Source organism: Pseudomonas sp. PvP100 (assembly GCF_017833055.1).
Classification (GTDB): Bacteria; Pseudomonadota; Gammaproteobacteria; order Pseudomonadales; family Pseudomonadaceae; genus Aquipseudomonas; species Aquipseudomonas syringae.
The window spans coordinates 4,331,722-4,351,564 of the sequence record NZ_JAFIBO010000001.1; the positions used below are offsets into that span (position 1 = coordinate 4,331,722).

The following is a 19,843-nucleotide window of genomic DNA, read 5'->3' on the forward strand; positions in this document are numbered from 1 at the left end:
GTCCGGGTGCCTGACAAGCCGGCGGCGGGCATAATACGCGCCTGATGCCCACGTCAGGATCGACCGGGTGTTTCTGTTGCCTGCGACGGCGTGATCGCCAGCAGGCATCGCCAACCCTTCGGCGACGGCCAATCGATGACCATGACTCCCGCACTGCCGCGCCGCCCTCGCTGGCGCAGCCTCGCCCTTCTGGCACTCTGCCTCGCGCCGTTGCTGTGGCCGCTTGAACACCTGGCCGAACGTTATTACCGCAACGTGCTGGCCAACCAGAACCGTCAGACCCTGGACCTGTACGTCGCCAACCTGCTCGGCACCCTGCACCGTTACGAAACCCTGCCGCAGATCCTCGGCGACCTGCCTGCCTTGCGCGCTGCACTGGCGGCGCCGGGCGATACACCTACCCTGGTAAACGCCAACCGTCTGCTCAGCGAAATCACGCGCCAGACCGGTGCCGATGTCATGTACCTGATGGACGCAAATGGACTGACCCTGGCGGCTTCGAACTCGGATCAGAAGGACAGCTTCATTGGCCGCAACTTCTCTTTCAGGCCCTATTTCATCGATGCGCGGGCGGGCAGAACCGGGCGGTTCTTCGGCCTCGGCACGACCTCTGCCAAACGTGGCTACTTTTTCGCCGGCCCGGTGCGTGACGGTGAGCGGATCATCGGCGTGCTGGTGGTCAAGGTCGATCTGGACCACACCGAAACCCTGTGGGGCAAGACGCCCGAACAACTGCTGCTGACCGACCAGAACGGCGTGGTGATTCTGACTTCCAACCCCGAATGGCGCTTTCGGGCGACCCGCGACCTGACCGATGACGAGAAAAAAGCCATCGTCGCGATCCAGTCCTATCCGACCCGCGATCCGCGCCCGTTGAGAATCGATGAACACGCCTGGCTGACTCAGACCCAAGCCATCGAAGAAACCGGCTGGAACGTCAACATCCTCGCGCCTCGCGCCCTTGTCGACCGTCAGGTGCGCACAGTGGTAGCGATTGGCGGCGCAGCGCTGCTGGTGCTGATGTTGTTGCTGGGCCTGATGATGCAGCGTCGTCGTCATTATCTGGATCGCATCGCTTTCGAGGCCAAGGCGCGCCGCGAGCTGGAGATGCGGGTTATCGAGCGGACCAGCGATCTGGAGGGGCTCAACAGCCGGCTGCGTCAGGAAGTGCTGGAGCGCGAACAGGCGCAGCAGGAGCTGGTGCAGGCCCAGGACGAACTGGTGCAGACCAGCAAACTGACGGCGCTGGGCACCATGTCGGCGAGTATCAGCCATGAGCTGAATCAGCCGTTGGCCGCCATCCGCAGTTACGCCGAAAACGCCGAAGTGCTGCTCGATCATCAGCGCACCGAGGATGCACGCGGCAACCTCAAGCTGATCAGCGAACTGACCGGGCGCATGGCCTCGATCATCGCGCACTTGCGCGCCTTCGCCCGTCGCGACCGCCACGCCCCTGAAAGCGTGGCACTGCAACCGGCGCTGGAAGATGCGCTGGCGCTGCTGGCCAAGCGGCGGCGCGCCATGGAAGTCGAGCTGATCCGTGACCTGCCGGACGCCACGATCTGGGTGCAGGCCGGTGAAACCCGTCTGCGTCAGGTGCTCGGCAATCTGATCGCCAACGCGCTGGACGCCCTCACTGAAAAAGGCCCACCACGCAGGCTGTGGATAAGTGTCGAGCAGACCGCCGAGGGCGTTAACCTGTACATTCGTGACAACGGCCCCGGCTTTTCCCAGGAAGCACTGGCGCGGGCCCGCGAGCCCTTCTTTACGACCAAGACCCGCACCCAGGGCCTTGGCCTCGGTCTGGCCATCTGCGATACGCTGATGCGCGCGCTGGGCGGCGAGTTGCTGTTCGCCAACCATCCCAGCGGCGGTGCGCTGCTGACCCTGCGCCTGCGGGCCGGTGCTTCCGGAGCCAATCTTCAACCGCCAGAGGACCTTTCTGCATGAGTTCGGACACAGCCATCGACAGCCAGATTCAGGTGGTGCTGATCGACGACGATTCGCACCTGCGTCAGGCCCTGCGCCAGACGCTGGACCTGGCTGGCCTGAACGTTCTGTCGCTGCCCGAAGCGACCGGGCTGGCCGAGCGCATCGGCCGCGACTGGCCGGGCGTGGTGGTCAGCGATATTCGCATGCAGGGCATGGACGGCCTGGAACTGCTCGACCAGCTTCACGCGCAGGACCCCGACCTGCCGGTGCTGCTGATCACCGGGCATGGCGATGTACCGTTGGCGGTAAAGGCCATGCGCGCCGGGGCCTACGACTTTCTGGAAAAGCCCTTCGCCAGCGACGCCATGCTCGACAGTGTGCGCCGTGCCCTGGCGCTGCGCCGTCTGGTGCTGGATAACCGCAGCCTGCGCCTGGCCCTGAGTGATCGCCAACAACTGAGCACACGCCTGATCGGTCAGTCGCCGCCGATCCTGCGTCTGCGCGAACAAATCGGCGCATTGGCCGGGACGCGAGCCGACGTGCTGATCCTCGGCGAAACCGGCGCAGGCAAAGAAGTGGTCGCCCGCGCGCTGCACGATCTGTCCAACCGCCGCAGCGGCCCGTTCGTGGCGATCAACGCCGGCGCGCTGGCTGAATCGGTGGTGGAAAGCGAGCTGTTCGGCCACGAGCCAGGGGCCTTTACCGGCGCGCAGAAGCGGCGTATCGGCAAGTTCGAGTTTGCCAACGGCGGCACGCTGTTCCTCGATGAAATCGAAAGCATGAGCCTGGACGTGCAGGTCAAGCTGCTGCGCCTGCTGCAGGAACGCGTGGTCGAGCGAATGGGCAGCAATCAGCAGATCCCGCTGGACATCCGCATCATCGCCGCGACCAAGGAAGACCTGCGGCACGCGGCCGATCAGGGCCGCTTCCGGGCGGACTTGTATTACCGCCTGAACGTGGCCTCGCTGCGCATCCCGCCGTTGCGCGAACGGGGTGAAGATGCGCTGATGCTGTTCGAACATTACGCCGATGCCGCGAGCATGCGCCACGGCATCCCCAAGCACGAACTCAAGCCGGGCCAGCGCGCGCTGCTGTTGCGGCATAACTGGCCGGGCAACGTCCGGGAACTGCAAAACGCTGCCGAGCGTTTTGCGCTGGGTCTGGAACTGGAGCTGGAAGGCGCTGATGCAGAACAGGCGCCACCGCCGGGCGGCGGGCTGAGCGATCAGGTGGAAAGCTTCGAGCGCGCGTTGATCGCCGCCGAACTGGCGCGCCCGCACAGCTCGGTGCGCAGTCTGGCGGAAGCGCTGGGTGTGCCGCGCAAGACCCTGCACGACAAACTGCGCAAGCACGGCCTGACGTTTGGCGACAGCAGCGGAGCTTCCGATGACAACGATTGAGCCTGAACATGACGCCGCCCACGCACTGGAGCAGGTGCTGCACCACGACATTCCGCTGACCCGCGAGATGGGCATGCGCGTGATCGACTGGCACAACCAGTCCCTGCGCCTGCACCTGCCGCTGGCACCCAACGTCAACCACAAGAGCACGCTGTTCGGCGGCAGCCTGTATTGCGGCGCAGTACTGGCGGGCTGGGGCTGGCTGCACCTGCGACTGCGTGAGGCCGGGATCACCGATGGGCATATCGTGATTCAGGACGGACAGATCAGTTATCCACTGCCGGTACGCAGCGACGCCATCGCCCACTGCGACGCGCCCGAGCTGGCGCAGTGGGAAAAATTCATCGCCACCTACCAACGCCGAGGCCGCGCCCGCCTGACCCTGCACACCTGCATCAGCGAGCAGGACAGCGAAGAACACGCCGTGCGCTTTGTCGGGCAGTTTGTGTTGCACCGGTGAGGCTGCGTGCAGTTAGTGCACTGGACGCAGACCTGTGGGAGCTTGCTCGCGAAGAGGCCAGTGCAATCCGCAAAAACTCATCGCTTGAACAATCGCCTTCGCGAGCAAGCTCGCTCCCACAAGAACGCGCCTGACCCTGCATACCTGTATCAAGCGAAGAACACGCCGTGTGCTTTGTCGGGCAGTTCGTGTTGCACCGGTGAGGCTGCGCGTAGTTGATGCACTGGACGCAGACCTGTGGGAGCTTGCTCGCGAAGAGGCCAGTGCAATCCGCAAAAACTCATCGCTTGAACAATCGCCTTCGCGAGCAAGCTCGCTCCCACAAGAACGCGGCCGCCCCTGCATCAGCGAAGAACAGGCCATGCGCTTTTGCACTGGTGAAGCTGTCTCAGCCAAGCGTCTCAGCGCTTTTGTAGGAGCGAACTTGTTCGCGAAGGCGTCGTTTCAAACACTGGATTTGCTGTGGATGCACCGGCCCTTTCGCGAGCAAGCGAAGCGTCGCCCGGTTCGCTCCTACGCCCGCCGGGCAGAGGCCTTGAAGCCGGCCTCAGGACTGCGCCAGCACCAGCAGTTTGTCGCGCCATTCGGCGTTGGCGGGCAGGGCCAGGAAGAACGGGTTGAGCAGCGATTCGCGGGCCGGGTAGCTGAACGGCTGGCCGTCCAGTTGCAACACTTCGCCTCCTGCACCTTCAAGCACGCCCTGCGCCGCAGCGGTGTCCCATTGCGAGGTCGGGGCCAGGCGTGGGTAGCAGTCGGCGGCGCCTTCGGCCAGCAGGCAGAATTTCAGTGAGCTGCCGATGTTGGTCAGTTGCAAATGACCCAGCCCGTTCGACAGGCCGGCGAGCAAATGCTCCTGCTCCGGGCTGGAATGGCGGCGGCTGGCGACCACGGTAAAGGTCTGCCCTTCGCCAAGCTGGTTGCGCACTGCGATCGGCTGGATGTGGTCGACGCTATCACTGCGCCAGGCACCCAGCCCCGCGCCGCCGAAGTAGCAGCGGTTATTGGTGGGCATCGAGACCACGCCGAATACCACGCGGCCACGCTCGATCAGCGCGACATTGACGGTGAACTCTTCACTGCCGGAGATGAACTCCTTGGTGCCGTCCAGCGGATCGACCAGCCACCAGCGCTCCCAGCCTGCCCGCTCGCTGAGGGGGATATCCGCGTCCTCTTCGGAGAGCACGTGAATGTCCGGGTCAAGCGCCTGCAGGCCCTCGACCAGCACCTGATGGGCGGCCAGATCAGCGGCGGTCACCGGCGAGTCGTCGGTCTTGGTGGTCACGGTGACATTGGCGCGCCAGAACGGCAGGATCACTTCGCCCGCCAGTCGCGTCAGTTCAATCACCGGGGCGAGCAGCGGATGTGGCAGGTTGTGCAGAGAATCGGTCATGGCTGGAACAATCCACGCTGGGTCAGCAGGTCACGTGTGAGGTACAGCGCGGCCAGCGCCCGGCCTTCGCTGAACTGGGCATTCTGGGCAAGGCTCGACAACTCGCGCAGGTTGATCCGGTCGACCCGGATCGGCTCGGGCTCGTCGCCTTCCAGCCGCTCTTCGTAAAGGTCGGTGGCCAGCACCACCTGAATTTTCTGGCTCATGTAGCCCGGGGACAGCGACAGCTCGGTCAACAGTTCCAGCTCCCGCGCACCGAAACCGGCCTCCTCCTTGAGTTCACGGTTGGCAGCCGCCAGCACGTCTTCGCCCGGCTCGATCAGGCCCTTGGGCAGGGACAGCTCGTAGGCATCGGTGCCGCCACAATATTCTTCGATCAGCACAGCGTGATCGGCATCGAGCATGGCCACGATCATCACCGCCCCGGGGCCCGTGCCTTTGCTGGCCAGACGCTCATAGGTCCGCTCGACGCCATTGGCAAAGCGCAATTGCAGCTCTTCAACGCGGAACAGACGACTACTGGCGACGATTGCGCGGGCAAGTACGGTAGGTTTCTGACGCATGACAGGCTCCTTTACATGAACGAGGTACTATACCGAGCTTTTCCCGATGTCTGTGTCGGATATGCTTACCCGCTATCAACCCCTTGACGAGGCCAGAATGCTTTCCATGCCCTGGAGCGAAATCGATACCGTCCTGCTGGATATGGACGGCACGTTGCTCGACCTGCATTACGACGAACACTTCTGGATGCAGCACCTGCCGCAGCGCTACGCCGAACTGCATGGCGTCAGTTTCGCCATGGCCTGGCTGGAGTTGAAACCGCTGTTCGAAAACAACGCGGGCACGCTCAACTGGTACTGCCTGGATTTCTGGAGCACCGAGCTTAACCTGTCGGTCCGCGACCTGAAACGCGAAATCGCTCACATGATTGCGCTGCGCCCGGACGCCGAGACGTTTCTCGCGGCCCTGCAAAAAGCCGGCAAGCGGGTGATCATGATCACCAATGCGCACCGTGATTCGTTGTCGCTGAAGATGGAGCGAATCGAGCTGGCGCCTTATTTCGAACGCCTTATCAGCTCTCACGATTACGGCTTTCCCAAAGAAAGCCAGCATTTCTGGGACGCTTTGAAGGCCGAAACAGCGTTCGACCCGGCACGCAGCCTGTTTATCGACGATACCCTGCCAATACTGCGCAGCGCTCGACACTTCGGTGTAGCTCATTTGCTGGCAGTCAGCCAGCCCAACAGCCAGAAAGGCCCGAAAGACACCGAAGAGTTCGCCGCAGTGGACGACTATCGGGAGCTGAGCAAGGGATTGTAAGTAACGCCGTGTGCCCGCCTGAAAAGGCGGGCAGCGTCCTCAGATCACTTCGGAATGCGCAGCTTCTGACCCGGATAGATCTTGTCCGCGCTCTTGAGCATCGGCTTGTTGGCTTCAAAGATTTTCTGGTACTGGTTGGCATCGTGATACACGCGCTTGGAAATAGCGCTGAGGGTGTCGCCCGGCATCACTTCGACGTATTCGGACTCAGAAGTCTCGCCGCCCGCAACAGTCATCTGGTCGTCGACTTTATCCACGCCATGAATATTACCCAGCGTCACGACAATCTTTTCCCTCTCCTCCTGATTGGCGACCTGGCCTTTCACGGTGACAGTGCTGCCGTTGACTTCGGTCTGCACATTGGGGTTGCCCAGACCGACTTCGGAGATATGCTTTCTCAGCAACTCATCGGCGTTGGCTTTATCTGGCAGAAGTGCATCCAGAATTTTCTCGCCTGCTTCCTTGATGAAACTGATCAGACTCATTTTCTGGTTCTCCGTAAGTAGGTTTGAGGAATAGCGTGATGAGTGTAGCCCTTGTAAATAAAGGGCTGCAGGCTTCCGACCAACGTAGCCCGACCATCGTTCAGCCTGAGCGCGTAGAATCGGCTGTCTGGACGGCTCATCGGAGTGAACATGGACATCAAGCAACTTAAATTTCTGATCGCCCTCGACGAGACGAGGCACTTCGGCCAGGCGGCTGCGCGCTGCAACATCACCCAGCCGACGCTGTCGATGCGCCTGCGCAATCTGGAAGAAGAGCTTGGCTTGCCACTGGTCAATCGCGGCCAGCGCTTCGAAGGTTTCACCGCACCAGGCGAACGCGTATTGGCCTGGGCACGCACGGTACTGGCTGCCTACGACGGTCTGCAGGCTGAAGCGGCCGCCTGCCGCGGTCATCTGGTCGGGACGTTGCGCCTGGGCGTGGTGCCGCTGTCGAGCTTCGATCCGCTGCCATTGCTGCACCGACTGCACCAGCTGCACCCCAATCTGCGCTTCGAGCTGTCGTCACTCAGCTCCGAGCAAGTGCTGGAACAACTGGCGAGCAATCGTATCGACCTGGGCGTCTCGTACCTGGAGCGGCTGGACAACGAGCGTTTCGATTCGCTGCCCCTGGACGACACGCGCATGGGCCTGCTGTACGACCGTCGGCACTTTTCGTTTGGCGACGATCCCTTGAGCTGGGCCGATCTGGTCGAGCTGCCACTGGGCATGCTGACCAGCGGCATGCATTTTCGCCAGTCGATCGATCACAACTTCCATAGCCGCGGCCTGCAACCCAACCCGCTGATACAAACCGATGCCGTTCATCAGTTGCTGCAAGCCGTACATGGCGGTTTTTGCTGCGCGATCATGCCGCTGGATGGCGGACTGGAAACGCTCACCGAACATTTGCGCCTGCATCCGATTGCCGACTCCCGGACTTTGGCCCGGCTGGGGTTGATCATGCGCCGCAGTGCGCCGCGCTCGGCACTGGCCGAAGCCTGTTTTGCGCTGGTAGCCGAAATACCGCGCTAGGGCGTTGATCGACGTCATCTATCGGGGCATCAGCACTAGCGATTAGACGATTTCACATAACGGGCCTAGTCTTGCAGATGTCATTCTGCCGGTATTTCAGCCCATGCCCGTTACGCGCAAGGTCAGCTCGGCGTCCTTTGCTACGCCAGCCCCCGAAGCAAGCCAGTCCTACAGCTACTCGAATCTCGAGGGCACGGCCTCTGCACGCAACGAACTTGCTGAAGAAGTGGCACTGGCGATTGCCTACAACGGCATCAGCCAGGCGGTCATGCTGGTCAGCCCGACCGATCTGGAAGACTTTATCGTCGGCTTCAGCCTGGGCAGCGGCATCATTGCCTCGCATGACGAAATCTACGACTTCAAACTCAGCGGTTGCGGCTCGGCGATGCAGGCCGAGGTCGAGATCGCCAGCCGCGCGTTCTGGGAACTCAAGCAGCAGCGCCGACAGTTAGCTGGCACCAGCGGCTGCGGACTGTGTGGCGTTGAAGCCGTCGAGCAGGCATTGCCTGATCTGAAGGCCCTGCCCGGCGCGCCCCTGCCCCCGATCGAGTGGCTGGAAGGCCTGCGTCAGCGCATCGGCGAGTTCCAGCCGCTTGGCCGCCATTGCGGCGCTGTGCACGCGGCGGTGTTCATGGACGGCAACGGCCAGTTGCTGCTGGGCCGTGAAGACATCGGCCGCCACAACGCGCTGGACAAACTGATCGGCGCCTTGATCCGCCAGGACATCCCCCTGGCCGGCGGCGTCGCCATCGTGACCAGCCGCTGCAGCCTGGAACTGATTCAGAAAGTATTGCGCGCCGGCATCCATACGCTGGTCAGCCTGTCGTCGCCCACCGGCCTGGCCCTGCAATGGGCCCGCCGTCATAACCTCAATTTAATTCACCTGCCGCAGCACAGTGCGCCGCGGGTCTATAGCCCTGCGATGGAGATTCAAGCGTGAGCACTCATCATCAAGCCGACAAGACACCAACCCCTCGCTACAAGCCGTACAAAGGTGCGGCAGGCGGATGGGGCGCACTGATCAGCGTGACGCAACACTGGCTGGGCAGTGACAACGCGCTGAAGAACCTGCGCATGATGCTCAAGACCAACCAGAACGGCGGTTTCGACTGCCCGGGCTGCGCCTGGGGTGATTCGCCGGAAAGCGGCATGGTCAAGTTCTGCGAGAACGGCGCCAAGGCGGTGAACTGGGAAGCGACCAAGCGCCGTGTCGACCCGGCCTTCTTCGCCCGCTACAGCGTCAGCTCGTTGATGGAGCAGAGCGATTATTGGCTCGAGTATCAGGGCCGTCTGACCGAGCCGATGACTTATGACGCGGAAACCGACCGTTACAAGCCGATCAGCTGGGACAACGCGTTTGCGCTGATCGCCAAGCACCTGAAGAACCTGCCCAGCCCGAACATGGCCGAGTTCTACACCTCGGGTCGCGCCAGCAACGAAGCGGCATACCTGTATCAGCTGTTCGTGCGCGCCTACGGCACCAACAACTTCCCGGACTGCTCGAACATGTGCCACGAGGCCAGTGGCGTAGCACTGTCGCAAAGCGTCGGCGTCGGCAAGGGCACCGTCACGTTCGAGGATTTCGAACACGCCGATGCCATCTTCGTCCTCGGCCAGAACCCCGGCACCAACCACCCGCGCATGCTCGAGCCTTTGCGTGAAGCAGTACAGCGCGGTGCCCAGGTAGTGTGCGTGAACCCGCTCAAAGAGCGTGGCCTGGAGCGTTTCCAGCATCCGCAGCACCCGGTCGAGATGCTCACCAACGGCGACCGCCCGACCAACACCGCCTACTTCCGCCCTGCCCTGGGTGGCGACATGGCGCTGTTGCGCGGCATGGCCAAGTTCCTGCTGCAATGGGAGCGCGAGGCGCAGGCCAACAACGCCCCTTCGGTGTTCGATCACGCGTTCCTCAACGAACACACCGAAGGCGTACTCGAATACCTGGCCGCCATCGATGACACGTCCTGGGACGCCATCGTCGAGCAGTCCGGCCTGCCGCTGAGCGACATCGAACAGTCGGCACGCATGTACGCCAAAGGCAAGAACGTGATCATGTGCTGGGCGATGGGTATCACCCAGCACCGTCATTCGGTACCGACCATCCAGGAAATCGCCAACCTGATGCTGCTGCGCGGCAACATCGGTCGTCCGGGTGCCGGTCTGTGCCCGGTGCGCGGTCACAGTAACGTGCAGGGTGACCGCACCATGGGCATCAACGAGCGCCCACCGGTGTTCCTGCTCGATGCTCTGGAAAAACGCTTCCAGTTCAAAGTACCCCGCGAAAATGGTCACAACGTCGTCGAAGCCATTCACGCCATGGCCGAAGGTCGCGCCAAGGTGTTCATCGCGCTGGGCGGCAACTTCGCTCAAGCCACCCCGGACAGCCATCGCACTGCCGAAGCCCTGAGCAATTGCGACCTGACCGTACAGATCAGCACCAAGCTGAACCGCAGCCACCTGTTCCACGGCAAGGACGCACTGATCCTGCCGTGCTTCGGCCGTACCGACATCGATATCCAGGCCAACGGCCCACAAGCCGTCACCGTGGAAGATTCGTTCAGCATGGTTCACGCTTCCAATGGCCAGTTGAAGCCGTCCTCGAAGCAAATGCGCTCCGAGCCGGCGATCATCGCCGGTATCGCCAACGCTACGCTGGGCAAGGCGCCTGTGGACTGGTTGTGGCTGGTCGAGGACTACAACCGTATTCGTGACCTGATCGCCGACACCATCCCCGGCTTCAAGGATTTCAACGAACGCGTCAAGCACCCGGGCGGCTTCTACCTGGGTAACGCTGCTGGCGCACGTCGCTGGAACACTGCGTCGACCCGCGCCAACTTCAAGTCCAACGCGCTGCCGTTGACTCTGATCAATGAACACGTCAGCTCGACCGGGCAGATCCCGGACCTGATCATGCAGTCGATGCGCTCGCACGATCAGTACAACACCACCATCTATGGCCTGGACGACCGTTATCGCGGCGTCAAAGGTCAGCGTGACGTGCTGTTCGTCAACGAAGCCGACATCATCCGTCTGGGCTTCCAGCCGGGGCAGAAGGCAGACCTGATTTCGATCTGGAGTGATAACCGCGAGCGCCGCGTCAAAGGCTTCACATTGCTGCCGTTCGATATCCCGGCCGGTCAGGCTGCCGCCTACTACCCAGAGGTCAACCCGCTGGTGCCGCTGGAAAGCGTGGGTGATGGCAGCAGCACGCCGACATCGAAGTTCGTTGCCATTCGCCTCGAGCGCTCGGCAGAGTCGGCACGCATCCTCTGACGTCCCTGAAAGACGCCCACAAAAAAGGCCCGCTTCACTGGAAGCGGGCCTTTTGCAAGTAACCTCAGACTCTCTTTTTCGACTTAAGTTCCTTAGCCAAAACAATAACTTAGCAGTTTGTGTGGCAATCGTGTTACTCGTCGGAATTGCATTGCTACATTCTTCACTTGACACCAAGATCGCGGCGTCATCCCTATGAGATTCCATACATGAAGTATTCCTCGATACTGTTGTTGTCTCTTACCTTGATCGGCGGTGCAGCGTCTGCAGGCAACCTCGAGTCAGGCGTAGGCGGAGCATTGGGTGGGGTACTCGGTTCGGTCGTCGGCCAGCAGGTCGGCGGCAGCACTGGTTCAGCAATTGGCGCGGGTGTCGGCGGCGCAGCCGGTGGCGCCGTAGGCGCAGATCGTCGCAACCGCACAGAAGCAGCCATTGGCGGCGGTCTGGGCGCAGCGGGCGGTAACGTGCTGGGTCGCAGCGTCGGCGGCAACACCGGCAGCCTGGTCGGCTCGGCGGTAGGTGGCGGCGGCGGTGCTGCACTCGGCAACTACATGGGCAACGAAAGCCGCAGCGACGATCGTCGTTATCGTGGTGGCCGTGACCATGGCCATCGCCCGAAGCACCACGGCCATCGCCGTCATCGTGACTGATACCACCGTCAGTCGCTGAAGCATAAAAACCGGCCGCTCTTGAGCGGCCGGTTTTCATTTTGTCTGTCGCAACGCAGGCTCTGGACTGGATGCAGAGCGTCGCCACCCTGGTCAGATCACTTTGTGCGCGTAGTCAGTTACCAGCCATGGCCTGCACCCACGTCCTGACCTGTGCGTACGGATAGTCCTCCAGCACCGCAAACCCGGTGGTGGCGCGGGCTTTGAGCTTGGTGAACAGCGGCACGCTGATACCGCATAGAAAACGCGTCAGGCAGTCGGCGCTGGGCCGCTGGCCGGTGTAGTCCTGGTGCTTGTGGATAAACTCGCTGCACAGTTGCTGAAAGTCCCGATTCGCCAAGGGCTCCAGCGCGGGTGGTTCGGGCAAGTGGGCGACTTCGCCGAGGCAGACCGAGCAATGCCCGCAACGCTCAGGCGCATTGTGATCACCGAAGTACCGCGCCAGCCGATGGGTCAGGCACTGGTCACTGGCGAACACGTCCAGCATGGTGTGAATGCGCGCAACTTCAGTGGCTTCGTGATGAGCGAAATAATCGTGCAATTCGACGCTCAGGGCCTGTGCATCAAAGTCGCTGCGCAACAGGCTGTAGACCTCGGTCATCTGTTTGCTTTCAAGCTCGATCCAGCCTTTTTCCTGAAAGTAATCCAGCGCCTTGACCACCCGCTCGCGCTCGGCGCCGTATTGCTGGTACATCGCCTCGAAATCGACGGTGGCCCAGGTCCGTGCCCGGTTTGAGGTGTCGATCAGGGCCTGAACGAACTCGCGTCGCTCCCCTTCGAAACGCGCCATCAGGTCTTGCGGCTGGAGCAGAAACTTGAAGCGGTACTCGGCAAAATACGCGTAACGCGGCGCAATGATCCCGCGCAGCTCCAGTTGCACCAGCAGGGTCTTCAACGGCAATTGACGAATGTTGCTGAGGTCGGCGAGCGGCCCCAACAGGAACTCCCACTGCCCGTCATGACGCGCCCCGAGCAGGTCTTCCAGCACACGGGCAATCCCCTCGCGCTCCGGCGTATCGCCGTACACGAAGTTCTCCAGCACGTTGAGGCTGTCGCGGTTGGCCAGCACCAGACAATCCGAAGCAGCACCATCACGCCCTGCCCGACCGATTTCCTGGCTGTAGTTCTCGATGGATTTGGGCAGGTCGAAATGCACCACGTTGCGAATGTCGCTTTTGTCGATGCCCATCCCGAACGCGATGGTTGCCACGATGCAGTTCAGACGGCCGCCCATGAACTGCTTCTGGATCGACTCGCGCTGATCGTTGGGCAGCCCGGCATGGTAGGCGCTGGCGGGCAGGCCATTCTGTTCCAGGTGCGCGGCGATATGTTCGGCGGTCTTTTGCAGGGTCACGTAAACGATGGTCGGTTGCCCGCGACGTTCATTGAGCCACTCCACCAGCCGGCGTCGTTTGTCTCGTCCGCTGACCGGCTTGACCCACAGGTGCAGGTTGGCGCGGTAGAAACCGGTGGTGATGACATCCTCGGGGGCGATGGCGAATTTGTCCTGCATGTCGATGATGACTTGCGGAGTCGCCGTGGCGGTCAGCAGCAATGTCTGGGGAATGTTGAATTCGCGCTGGTAGTCCGGCAATTTCAGGTAGTCGGGGCGGAAGTTATGTCCCCACTCCGAGATGCAGTGCGCTTCGTCGACCACCAGCAAGGAAATCGGCACCTGGGCGATGAAATTGCGGAAGCGCTCGTTCTTCAGGCGCTCGACCGAGATCATCAGAATCTTCAGCTCGCCGGAGCGTGCGCGCGCCATCACGTCAGCGATCTCGTCGCGGCTCTGCGCCGAATCAATGCTCGCCGCCGAAATGCCATGGCGGTGCAGGAAGGCAAGCTGATCCTGAATCAGCGCCAGCAACGGCGACACCACCAGCGTCAAATGCGGCAACATCAAGGCAGGCAATTGGTAACATAGCGACTTGCCCGAGCCAGTCGGAAAGATCGCCGCAGCCGAGCGTCCGGCCAGTACCGCACTGATGGCAGCCTCCTGCCCCGGCCGGAACTGTGTGTAGCCGAATACCTGTTCGAGACGCTGGTGCATTCGCGGTCCATCCATCAGTCAAAAAACGGCCTCAACCTTAACGCGCCAGGCCGGATGCACATAGCACCAAAGCGTTGCAGAAACTCTACCCACCGGCCGATATCATTGTAATATCACCACCGAACATTGCTTGATCAGGAGCAGGAATGGATTCCATACAGCAACCCGAGGACGACGGGATCATCCGCATTCAGCGCCTCGTGCCCGGTCAGGTCGATGTGGTGCTGGGCTCGCATCCACGCCGCAAGCGCGTCGATGCGCCTCGCCGCTCACGCCCTTATGGCCTGTGGCTGGCGTGCCTTATTGCTGCAGCCTGCGTGGCCGGACTGATCACCTCACATGCAAGAGACCCCAAAGCACTGGCAGTACCGCCTGTTGTGCAGTCCATACCTGAAACCCGGACAGTCGAGGCCGAGGCGCAGCCCGTAGCCGCCGCCGATCCTGCGCCCACACACATTCGAAAAACCGCGGAGCTTGTACCGATCGCGGCCACTGTGGCGCCGCCCGCCCCTGTGCAGCCCTTGGATGACTGCATGAAAAACGGCAACGTCATCGATGAGGCGGTGGCGAACTGTCGATTCGGCCAGCTTCATCGCCCCGCTCAGGCGGAACCGGCAACAGGCATGGTGTCTGCCGACTACATGGCCGATTTCAAGGCCAATGCTTCACGCAACTCTGCGCGTTCTTCCAAGCCTTACAGCGTAGCGACGGCCTCCATCCGCGAAGCGGACGGCAGAAACCGCTATCGCGCGCAGTGGCGGGTCTACGGCAACACGATCGATGGCGACAGCGTCTGCGAAAACTTCGCTATTCGTTCATTCGAACGGCGCGAGTGTCGCAAGGCGGCAGCGGTCAATTTCAGAGAAGAGTGCCGTGAGTGGACCAAACGTGCGGCCAGAAATCGCGACGAGGACAGTAAAAACGCCCAGCAGCGCTATTGTGAAGTAACCGCGAATTTCTCACCTTGAAACAAGCCTGCGGCGCTCTGGCACAGCAGTTTCACCGGTTTTTTCTACGTTCCCGATGCATGGCCGTGCACCTGAGAATCCGCAAAAACGGACACCTGTATAGCCAAAGGCTTACACGCAATGAAGCGAATGGCTATTTTGCACCTGCCGTCAGAGCCGTAGTATTGGATCCAACAACTGGCGAACAAGGAGTTCGCCAGGATCAGGGACGATCGACCATCGCCGGGAAGGCAGCCGACAGGGAGTTGGAATGGTCTTGGTACAAACCCGCTTCGGCGGGTTTTTTATTGCCTGCGTTTTTTGCCGTCAGCAGGCAAACCGCTTCAAGATTTTTCCTGACGCCAGATTTCCCGCTCCTCAAAGGGCCGTTAGAAGCTGACCCCGCGAGGTATAGCGAAAGGCTTACACGCGCTGGAGGAATTTGGCTATTTCCGACCTGGCTCGCGCTCCGTAGTATTGGATCCATCAAGGGGTGAACAGGAGTTCATCCGGATCAAGGATGATCGACCATCGCCTCGGAGGCGTCCGACAGGAAGTCGGGATGGTCTTGGAAAAACCCGCTTCAGCGGGTTTTTTGTTGCCTGCAGGAAAGCTGCGCGCCTTACGCTGCCCCGTTCACAGCCATCCGCTTAACGCTTGCCCTGCTCGAAGCGCTCTTGGAGCAAGTGTCGCGCAGTACCCGCGTTGACGTAATCCGCAATCAACTCACCAAGCTCGTCTGGCTTGAGCTTTTTGCCGTCCCGGCTGAACCGCGCCAGCGCCAGGAGTACCCGGCGTTTTTTCCTGAACACTTTTGCGTTCGGTGCAGAGAACGAACGTGAGACTCGCTCGGGTAAAGGCGCATCGTCTTGCAGATGCAGGGTCAGAAACGTGCCATAGGCTACATTCAGCTCAAAATCAGCGATGTGCTGGATCGGGACGGGGGACTTCAGGTTTGCGAAGACAAAGTGATCGGGCGTGAGAAGCAGAGCGGTCTTGTCAGCACGCAGACACATGCGCAGCGCAAATGGCAGCAGCATCAGCATGAACGCCGTCAAGATACCGCCCGCTATCAGCATAGAGTTGCGCTTCTCGGCCAGCCCTTGGGGAAATGACAGCGCTTCGGCTATCAGATAAATACCCAGCCCCAGCAGAGGGGCGAGGAATAGCGTTAGCAACAGCCCCCGCAGGCGAGCGCCCTCATGCAGAACGACATCACCGCTTACCGTTCTCGCGCGGGCACGCAGTTCGGTCACCACCTCAGCATCATTTGCGACATGATGCTTGATGAAGTCCTCGGTCAGACGAATGCGCAGTGCCTGGGGATTGCTGAAGTAATGGTCCATCGCCGCGCGGGCCTGGGCCGCCACTACCGGCCGGGTGCCGCTGCGGATCGCCTCGTCGGCAGCAACCTGCAGCGCGGCGATACGTTCGCCGTTTGAAGGGTGCGTATCCGAGGGGTGCGGCAGCTGGACGGCCATTTCTTCGTCAGGCAGCGTGAATGTCTTGCCGGCCAGTTCGTGCAGCACGCTGTTCGGCAGATCCTTGGTGAACACCTCCCCGCGCCTTGGGTTGGTGGCCCGTGTAATGTGCGTGTAGATCCGCTCCTGCAAAAGCGGGTCAATGGCCGAGATGCGCACCAGCGCCGAGGCCGCCGACGCGTTGCCAGCCAGGCTCGCCCCCGCGGCGTCGGCGGCCAGCTCGCGCACGCGGCTCCAGTGATTGACCGCTTGATCGAAGCTTTCCATGAAATACACGCCCAGCATGAAAGCCGGACGCAGAATGGTGCGCTGCAACCACCCGCTGACCACCATGTTTTCAGCGATCACCCCAAGGCTGCGACCGATGCCGTCGTAGATCGGCAGAAAGCGCAGGCTGTACTCGGTGTCCTCACCGGCAAAATGCGACAGTTCATGACCAATCACTGCGCTGGTTTCAGCCGCATCGATCAGCCCCAGGTACAGGATGGGCACATGCAGAGTTCGACCCTTGAGCACGGCGTCGGACGGCAGAAGGGAAACGTCGCTCGAGGTGACGTAGAAGCCTTCGGTCATGCCCAGCACGATGTGATCAGGCGACAGCGCGCCGAGCCGTTCGGCCAGATCGCGCACATAGGCCCAGAGCACCGGGGCCTCTTCAGGCGTGACCTGCTGCCCCAGAACCTCCATCGCGGTGGGCTCGAACATGTGCAGCATGACGCCCAACTGCTTGCCCATCCGCCAGATCGAATACAGGCATGCAGCGACCAGCATCAGCACGACGATGATCAACTTGAGCTCGCCCGCGGACATGCGCCCCACATGCCACAGGCCCAGGGCTTCGAAACAGAGGATTGCCGACACCGCCGCGCCCATGGCAACGATGTGCCCCACCAGAACGAAGGGCAGAATCCGCCTGACCCTGCTGAAGGTGTGCAGCAATCGCTCGCGGGATTGACGTGCACGCGCGGCGGCCCAGTTGAGCCCTGCCAGCCCGGCGCCGCCGACCAGAGCCGCCAGCAGGCACAGCGCGATGACGGCGCGTGCCAGCCATGTGGTGACACTGCCCAGCACCACTACGAAGTCGAGACCCTGTTCTGCCTCATGAAGACGCGACAGAGCCTCCTTGAGGGTGATGTTTTCTCCGTCTATATCCATCGTTCGCGTGAGGGCGTCGGGCGACCTGGCGAGCCTTTCGAAATAGGGACGTGCGTGCGCAAGGTCGGCCTGGATCTCGACCAGGCGCTCAGTGTTTTCGACACTGCGCTGCAACTGCCACGCACCGATGAGGTTCAGGCCCAAAGGGAGCAGGATGAGTACAGCAATGAGCTTGTAGATTTTCATGAGGCAAGGCTCATAGAGGTGCGTCGCCGCCGGCTGTCCTTAGCGCGCACAAGGTCCGTCAGGCAAAACGCCTCTGGCGTCTGCGTGCATGCGCCCTACCGTTGCTCAAGTACAAGCGTGAGGGCGCTGGCGGCGTTATACCCTGATTTGCAAATTGATGTAACAAAGCTGCCCGCCTGACCTGCGTCGACCCACCTGAATCCGTCCGCCTGAGCGCTCGCAGTGCCATCACTCCTCATCCAGGAAAAATCGCCTGATAAGGCGAGTCTGTACATTTACCCGCTTCAGAAACCTGAAAACCTGCAAATAAGTTCATCTTTCTAAGCTTAATTTACGCCCATTATCGGATCCAAATACACCCGCAAAGCCCTTTAAAATCAATACTTACAGCTATATTAAGGGTACAATCAAATACGGTGATGGCTCATAGGCATCATTGCTTACTGTAACGAAACCGAGAAAATATCTACCGTCTGTAGGAACTTTCCTACTAAAAATAGTGCCATAGACCACACTGCTGGCTAGACGACATCTATATGCCAGCACGAACTCCTCCCTCATTGTGGCGGTGTGTCTCGCAGTGACACACATGGCAAAACCACTTCATGAGCAGGTGTGCAGTCGAGAAATTCGCAACTTTTCCCCGTCCCCGGTCTGATCCGGGAAACGGTCGTGAAGGGTTCAAGGACGATGTACCGATGACTCAGACGTTCGATATAGAAGCATTGATCAAGCTGCGCAAGCAGACGCGCGCTATCTCCGACGCGCTCAAGGTGCAGGCGTCCGACTATCTGTCGACCCTCGCGCTGTTGATACGCCCGCAGACATTCTTCGGTGAATACCTGCAGGGCGCGCAGCGCAGCAGCGGCCGCGAGACTCAGCACCATTTCAAAGAGCTCAAGGAGCTCTATGACCGCATTGCTTCGGCAGAGCCGTTCAAGCTGGTCAATGAACTGGAAGTGCCCCTGAACCTGATCAGCACGACACCCGAGCTGTTCCCGCTCGAATACGACATGGTGTTGTCACAAAGCGGGCAGACCATTCGCATCACCAGTCCGGTGCGTTGGGTGGTGGGCTTCAACTCGTTCGATCTGGCGCAGTTTCGCAAGGTCATCAAAGACCCGAATCGCAGCAGCGCCGAGTTGTATCGTTATGTAGTGCATTATCTGGTGCTGTTCTACTGCCTGAGCAAGTCGCCGGGCATGAGCCGCCTGTTCGAAGGGCTGCGCTTCCCGGTCAGTTTCGAGCGATTGAAAGACTTCGGCGACCTGCCGTTCTGTGTGATCAGCTCACCGGTGCGCTCCGAGCTGCCGGATGAATCGGTCATTCGCAACAGTACGCAGATTGCTGGCAATACCAGTTTCGAAGAGTTGGTCGGACACGAAAACATTCTGGAAATGAACGATGAAATCCGTCAGCGTCTGCTGCTGACGATTGAAGGACTCTAATCGCGCCCGGCCCGCCACAGGCCCGGTACGCAAACGACTTGCAGCGAGTTGCTCGCACAGGAGATGACGATGGCGAAGAAGGAAAGTACCCAGCACAAACTTGACCGCGTTCGCGCGCCTCGGGTCCATATCACTTACGACGTGGACATCGGCGATGCTCAGGAAAAGAAAGAGCTGCCATTCGTTGTAGGCGTTCTGGGCGATTTCTCCGGCAACCCGCTGGAGCCGCTGCCCAAGCTCAAGGATCGCAAGTTCATCTTCATCGACCGCGACAATTTCAATGGCGTCCTGAAAGGCATCAAGCCGCGCCTGGCGTATCGCGTCGACAACACCCTGGCAAAAGACGGCACCCAACTCGGTGTCGAGCTGAACTTCAATGCGCTGGAAGACTTCGAGCCGCAGAACGTCGTTCGTCAGGTCGAGCCGCTGCGCAAGCTGCTGGAAGTGCGTAACAAGCTGGCTGACCTGCGTAACAAGATGGGTGGCAACGACAAGCTTGAAGAGCTGCTGATGGATGTGTTGCAGAACACTGAAAAGCTGAAAACCCTGGGCAAGGAATTCGGCCGTGAAGCCGCCGCTCCTGCCACCGACAGCAAAGAGTAAAGAGGAGCCT

General features: G+C 60.9%; 16 protein-coding genes. 11 read left to right on the plus strand and 5 right to left on the minus strand.

What is annotated here, in order from left to right:
• Positions 1-141: 141 nt before the first annotated feature.
• The 3 genes from JOE39_RS18620 to JOE39_RS18630 are packed head-to-tail and all read left to right on the plus strand — an operon-like array spanning position 142 to position 3,792.
• The gene (locus JOE39_RS18620) at positions 142-1,950 is read left to right on the plus strand and encodes an ATP-binding protein (RefSeq protein WP_032623468.1); all 1,809 of its coding nucleotides are present in this window, start codon (positions 142-144) and stop codon (positions 1,948-1,950) included.
• On the plus strand, positions 1,947-3,332 hold the full coding sequence (locus JOE39_RS18625; RefSeq protein WP_003394281.1) for a sigma-54 dependent transcriptional regulator: 1,386 nt from the start codon (positions 1,947-1,949) through the stop codon (positions 3,330-3,332). Before JOE39_RS18620 ends, JOE39_RS18625 begins: the two co-directional genes overlap by 4 nt.
• Entirely contained in the window at positions 3,319-3,792 is a 474-nt protein-coding gene (locus tag JOE39_RS18630; protein ID WP_210078482.1) for a YiiD C-terminal domain-containing protein, read from the plus strand. Before JOE39_RS18625 ends, JOE39_RS18630 begins: the two co-directional genes overlap by 14 nt.
• A gap of 547 nt (positions 3,793-4,339) precedes the next feature.
• On the opposite strand, the gene cysQ is transcribed toward JOE39_RS18630, so the two are convergent.
• Both cysQ and nudE read right to left on the minus strand, forming a co-directional pair.
• Complete coding sequence (cysQ, locus tag JOE39_RS18635; protein ID WP_003318255.1) at positions 4,340-5,182, minus strand: 3'(2'),5'-bisphosphate nucleotidase CysQ; 843 nt, start codon at positions 5,180-5,182, stop codon at positions 4,340-4,342.
• Positions 5,179-5,745, minus strand: a complete 567-nt coding sequence (gene nudE / locus JOE39_RS18640; protein WP_003372295.1) for an ADP compounds hydrolase NudE — start codon at positions 5,743-5,745, stop codon at positions 5,179-5,181. The genes cysQ and nudE overlap by 4 nt, the downstream gene beginning before the upstream one ends.
• 97 nt (positions 5,746-5,842) lie before the next feature.
• Between nudE and yrfG the strand changes: the two genes are divergently transcribed.
• Positions 5,843-6,505: a GMP/IMP nucleotidase gene (gene yrfG, locus JOE39_RS18645; RefSeq protein ID WP_003384128.1), complete on the plus strand. Its 663-nt coding sequence runs from the start codon at positions 5,843-5,845 to the stop codon at positions 6,503-6,505.
• 44 nt (positions 6,506-6,549) lie between these two features.
• Here the strand turns inward: yrfG and lysM are convergent, their stop codons facing one another.
• Positions 6,550-6,990, minus strand: a complete 441-nt coding sequence (gene lysM / locus JOE39_RS18650) for a peptidoglycan-binding protein LysM (RefSeq protein WP_003318251.1) — start codon at positions 6,988-6,990, stop codon at positions 6,550-6,552.
• Positions 6,991-7,140: 150 nt separating this feature from the next.
• On the opposite strand from lysM, the gene JOE39_RS18655 reads away from it, so the two are divergent.
• The 4 genes from JOE39_RS18655 (at position 7,141) to JOE39_RS18670 (ending at position 11,945) form a co-directional block, all read left to right on the plus strand.
• Entirely contained in the window at positions 7,141-8,022 is an 882-nt protein-coding gene (locus JOE39_RS18655; protein ID WP_003394270.1) for a LysR family transcriptional regulator, read from the plus strand.
• Positions 8,023-8,125: 103 nt separating this feature from the next.
• Complete coding sequence (gene fdhD, locus JOE39_RS18660) at positions 8,126-8,962, plus strand: formate dehydrogenase accessory sulfurtransferase FdhD (protein WP_003394268.1); 837 nt, start codon at positions 8,126-8,128, stop codon at positions 8,960-8,962.
• Positions 8,959-11,295: an FdhF/YdeP family oxidoreductase gene (locus JOE39_RS18665; RefSeq protein ID WP_003413652.1), complete on the plus strand. Its 2,337-nt coding sequence runs from the start codon at positions 8,959-8,961 to the stop codon at positions 11,293-11,295. The genes fdhD and JOE39_RS18665 overlap by 4 nt, the downstream gene beginning before the upstream one ends.
• A 209-nt stretch (positions 11,296-11,504) precedes the next feature.
• Positions 11,505-11,945, plus strand: coding sequence for a glycine zipper domain-containing protein (locus JOE39_RS18670; protein WP_003318246.1), 441 nt, complete (start codon positions 11,505-11,507; stop codon positions 11,943-11,945).
• Between the two features lie 133 nt (positions 11,946-12,078).
• Here JOE39_RS18670 and JOE39_RS18675 read toward each other — a convergent pair whose 3' ends face one another.
• On the minus strand, positions 12,079-14,013 hold the full coding sequence (locus JOE39_RS18675; RefSeq protein ID WP_210078480.1) for a RecQ family ATP-dependent DNA helicase: 1,935 nt from the start codon (positions 14,011-14,013) through the stop codon (positions 12,079-12,081).
• A gap of 146 nt (positions 14,014-14,159) precedes the next feature.
• Between JOE39_RS18675 and JOE39_RS18680 the strand changes: the two genes are divergently transcribed.
• Entirely contained in the window at positions 14,160-14,981 is an 822-nt protein-coding gene (locus tag JOE39_RS18680; RefSeq protein ID WP_024664478.1) for a hypothetical protein, read from the plus strand.
• Between the two features lie 629 nt (positions 14,982-15,610).
• Here JOE39_RS18680 and JOE39_RS18685 read toward each other — a convergent pair.
• The gene (locus JOE39_RS18685) at positions 15,611-17,782 is read right to left on the minus strand and encodes a M48 family metallopeptidase (RefSeq protein ID WP_003394254.1); all 2,172 of its coding nucleotides are present in this window, start codon (positions 17,780-17,782) and stop codon (positions 15,611-15,613) included.
• Between the two features lie 698 nt (positions 17,783-18,480).
• Here JOE39_RS18685 and JOE39_RS18690 point away from each other — a divergent pair.
• Together JOE39_RS18690 and tssB are read left to right on the plus strand one after the other, a co-directional pair.
• On the plus strand, positions 18,481-19,230 hold the full coding sequence (locus JOE39_RS18690) for a hypothetical protein (protein WP_002551426.1): 750 nt from the start codon (positions 18,481-18,483) through the stop codon (positions 19,228-19,230).
• 69 nt (positions 19,231-19,299) lie between these two features.
• Positions 19,300-19,833 (plus strand): type VI secretion system contractile sheath small subunit, encoded by a 534-nt coding sequence (gene tssB, locus JOE39_RS18695; RefSeq protein WP_003394251.1) that lies wholly within the window; start codon positions 19,300-19,302, stop codon positions 19,831-19,833.
• Positions 19,834-19,843 lie beyond the last annotated feature (10 nt).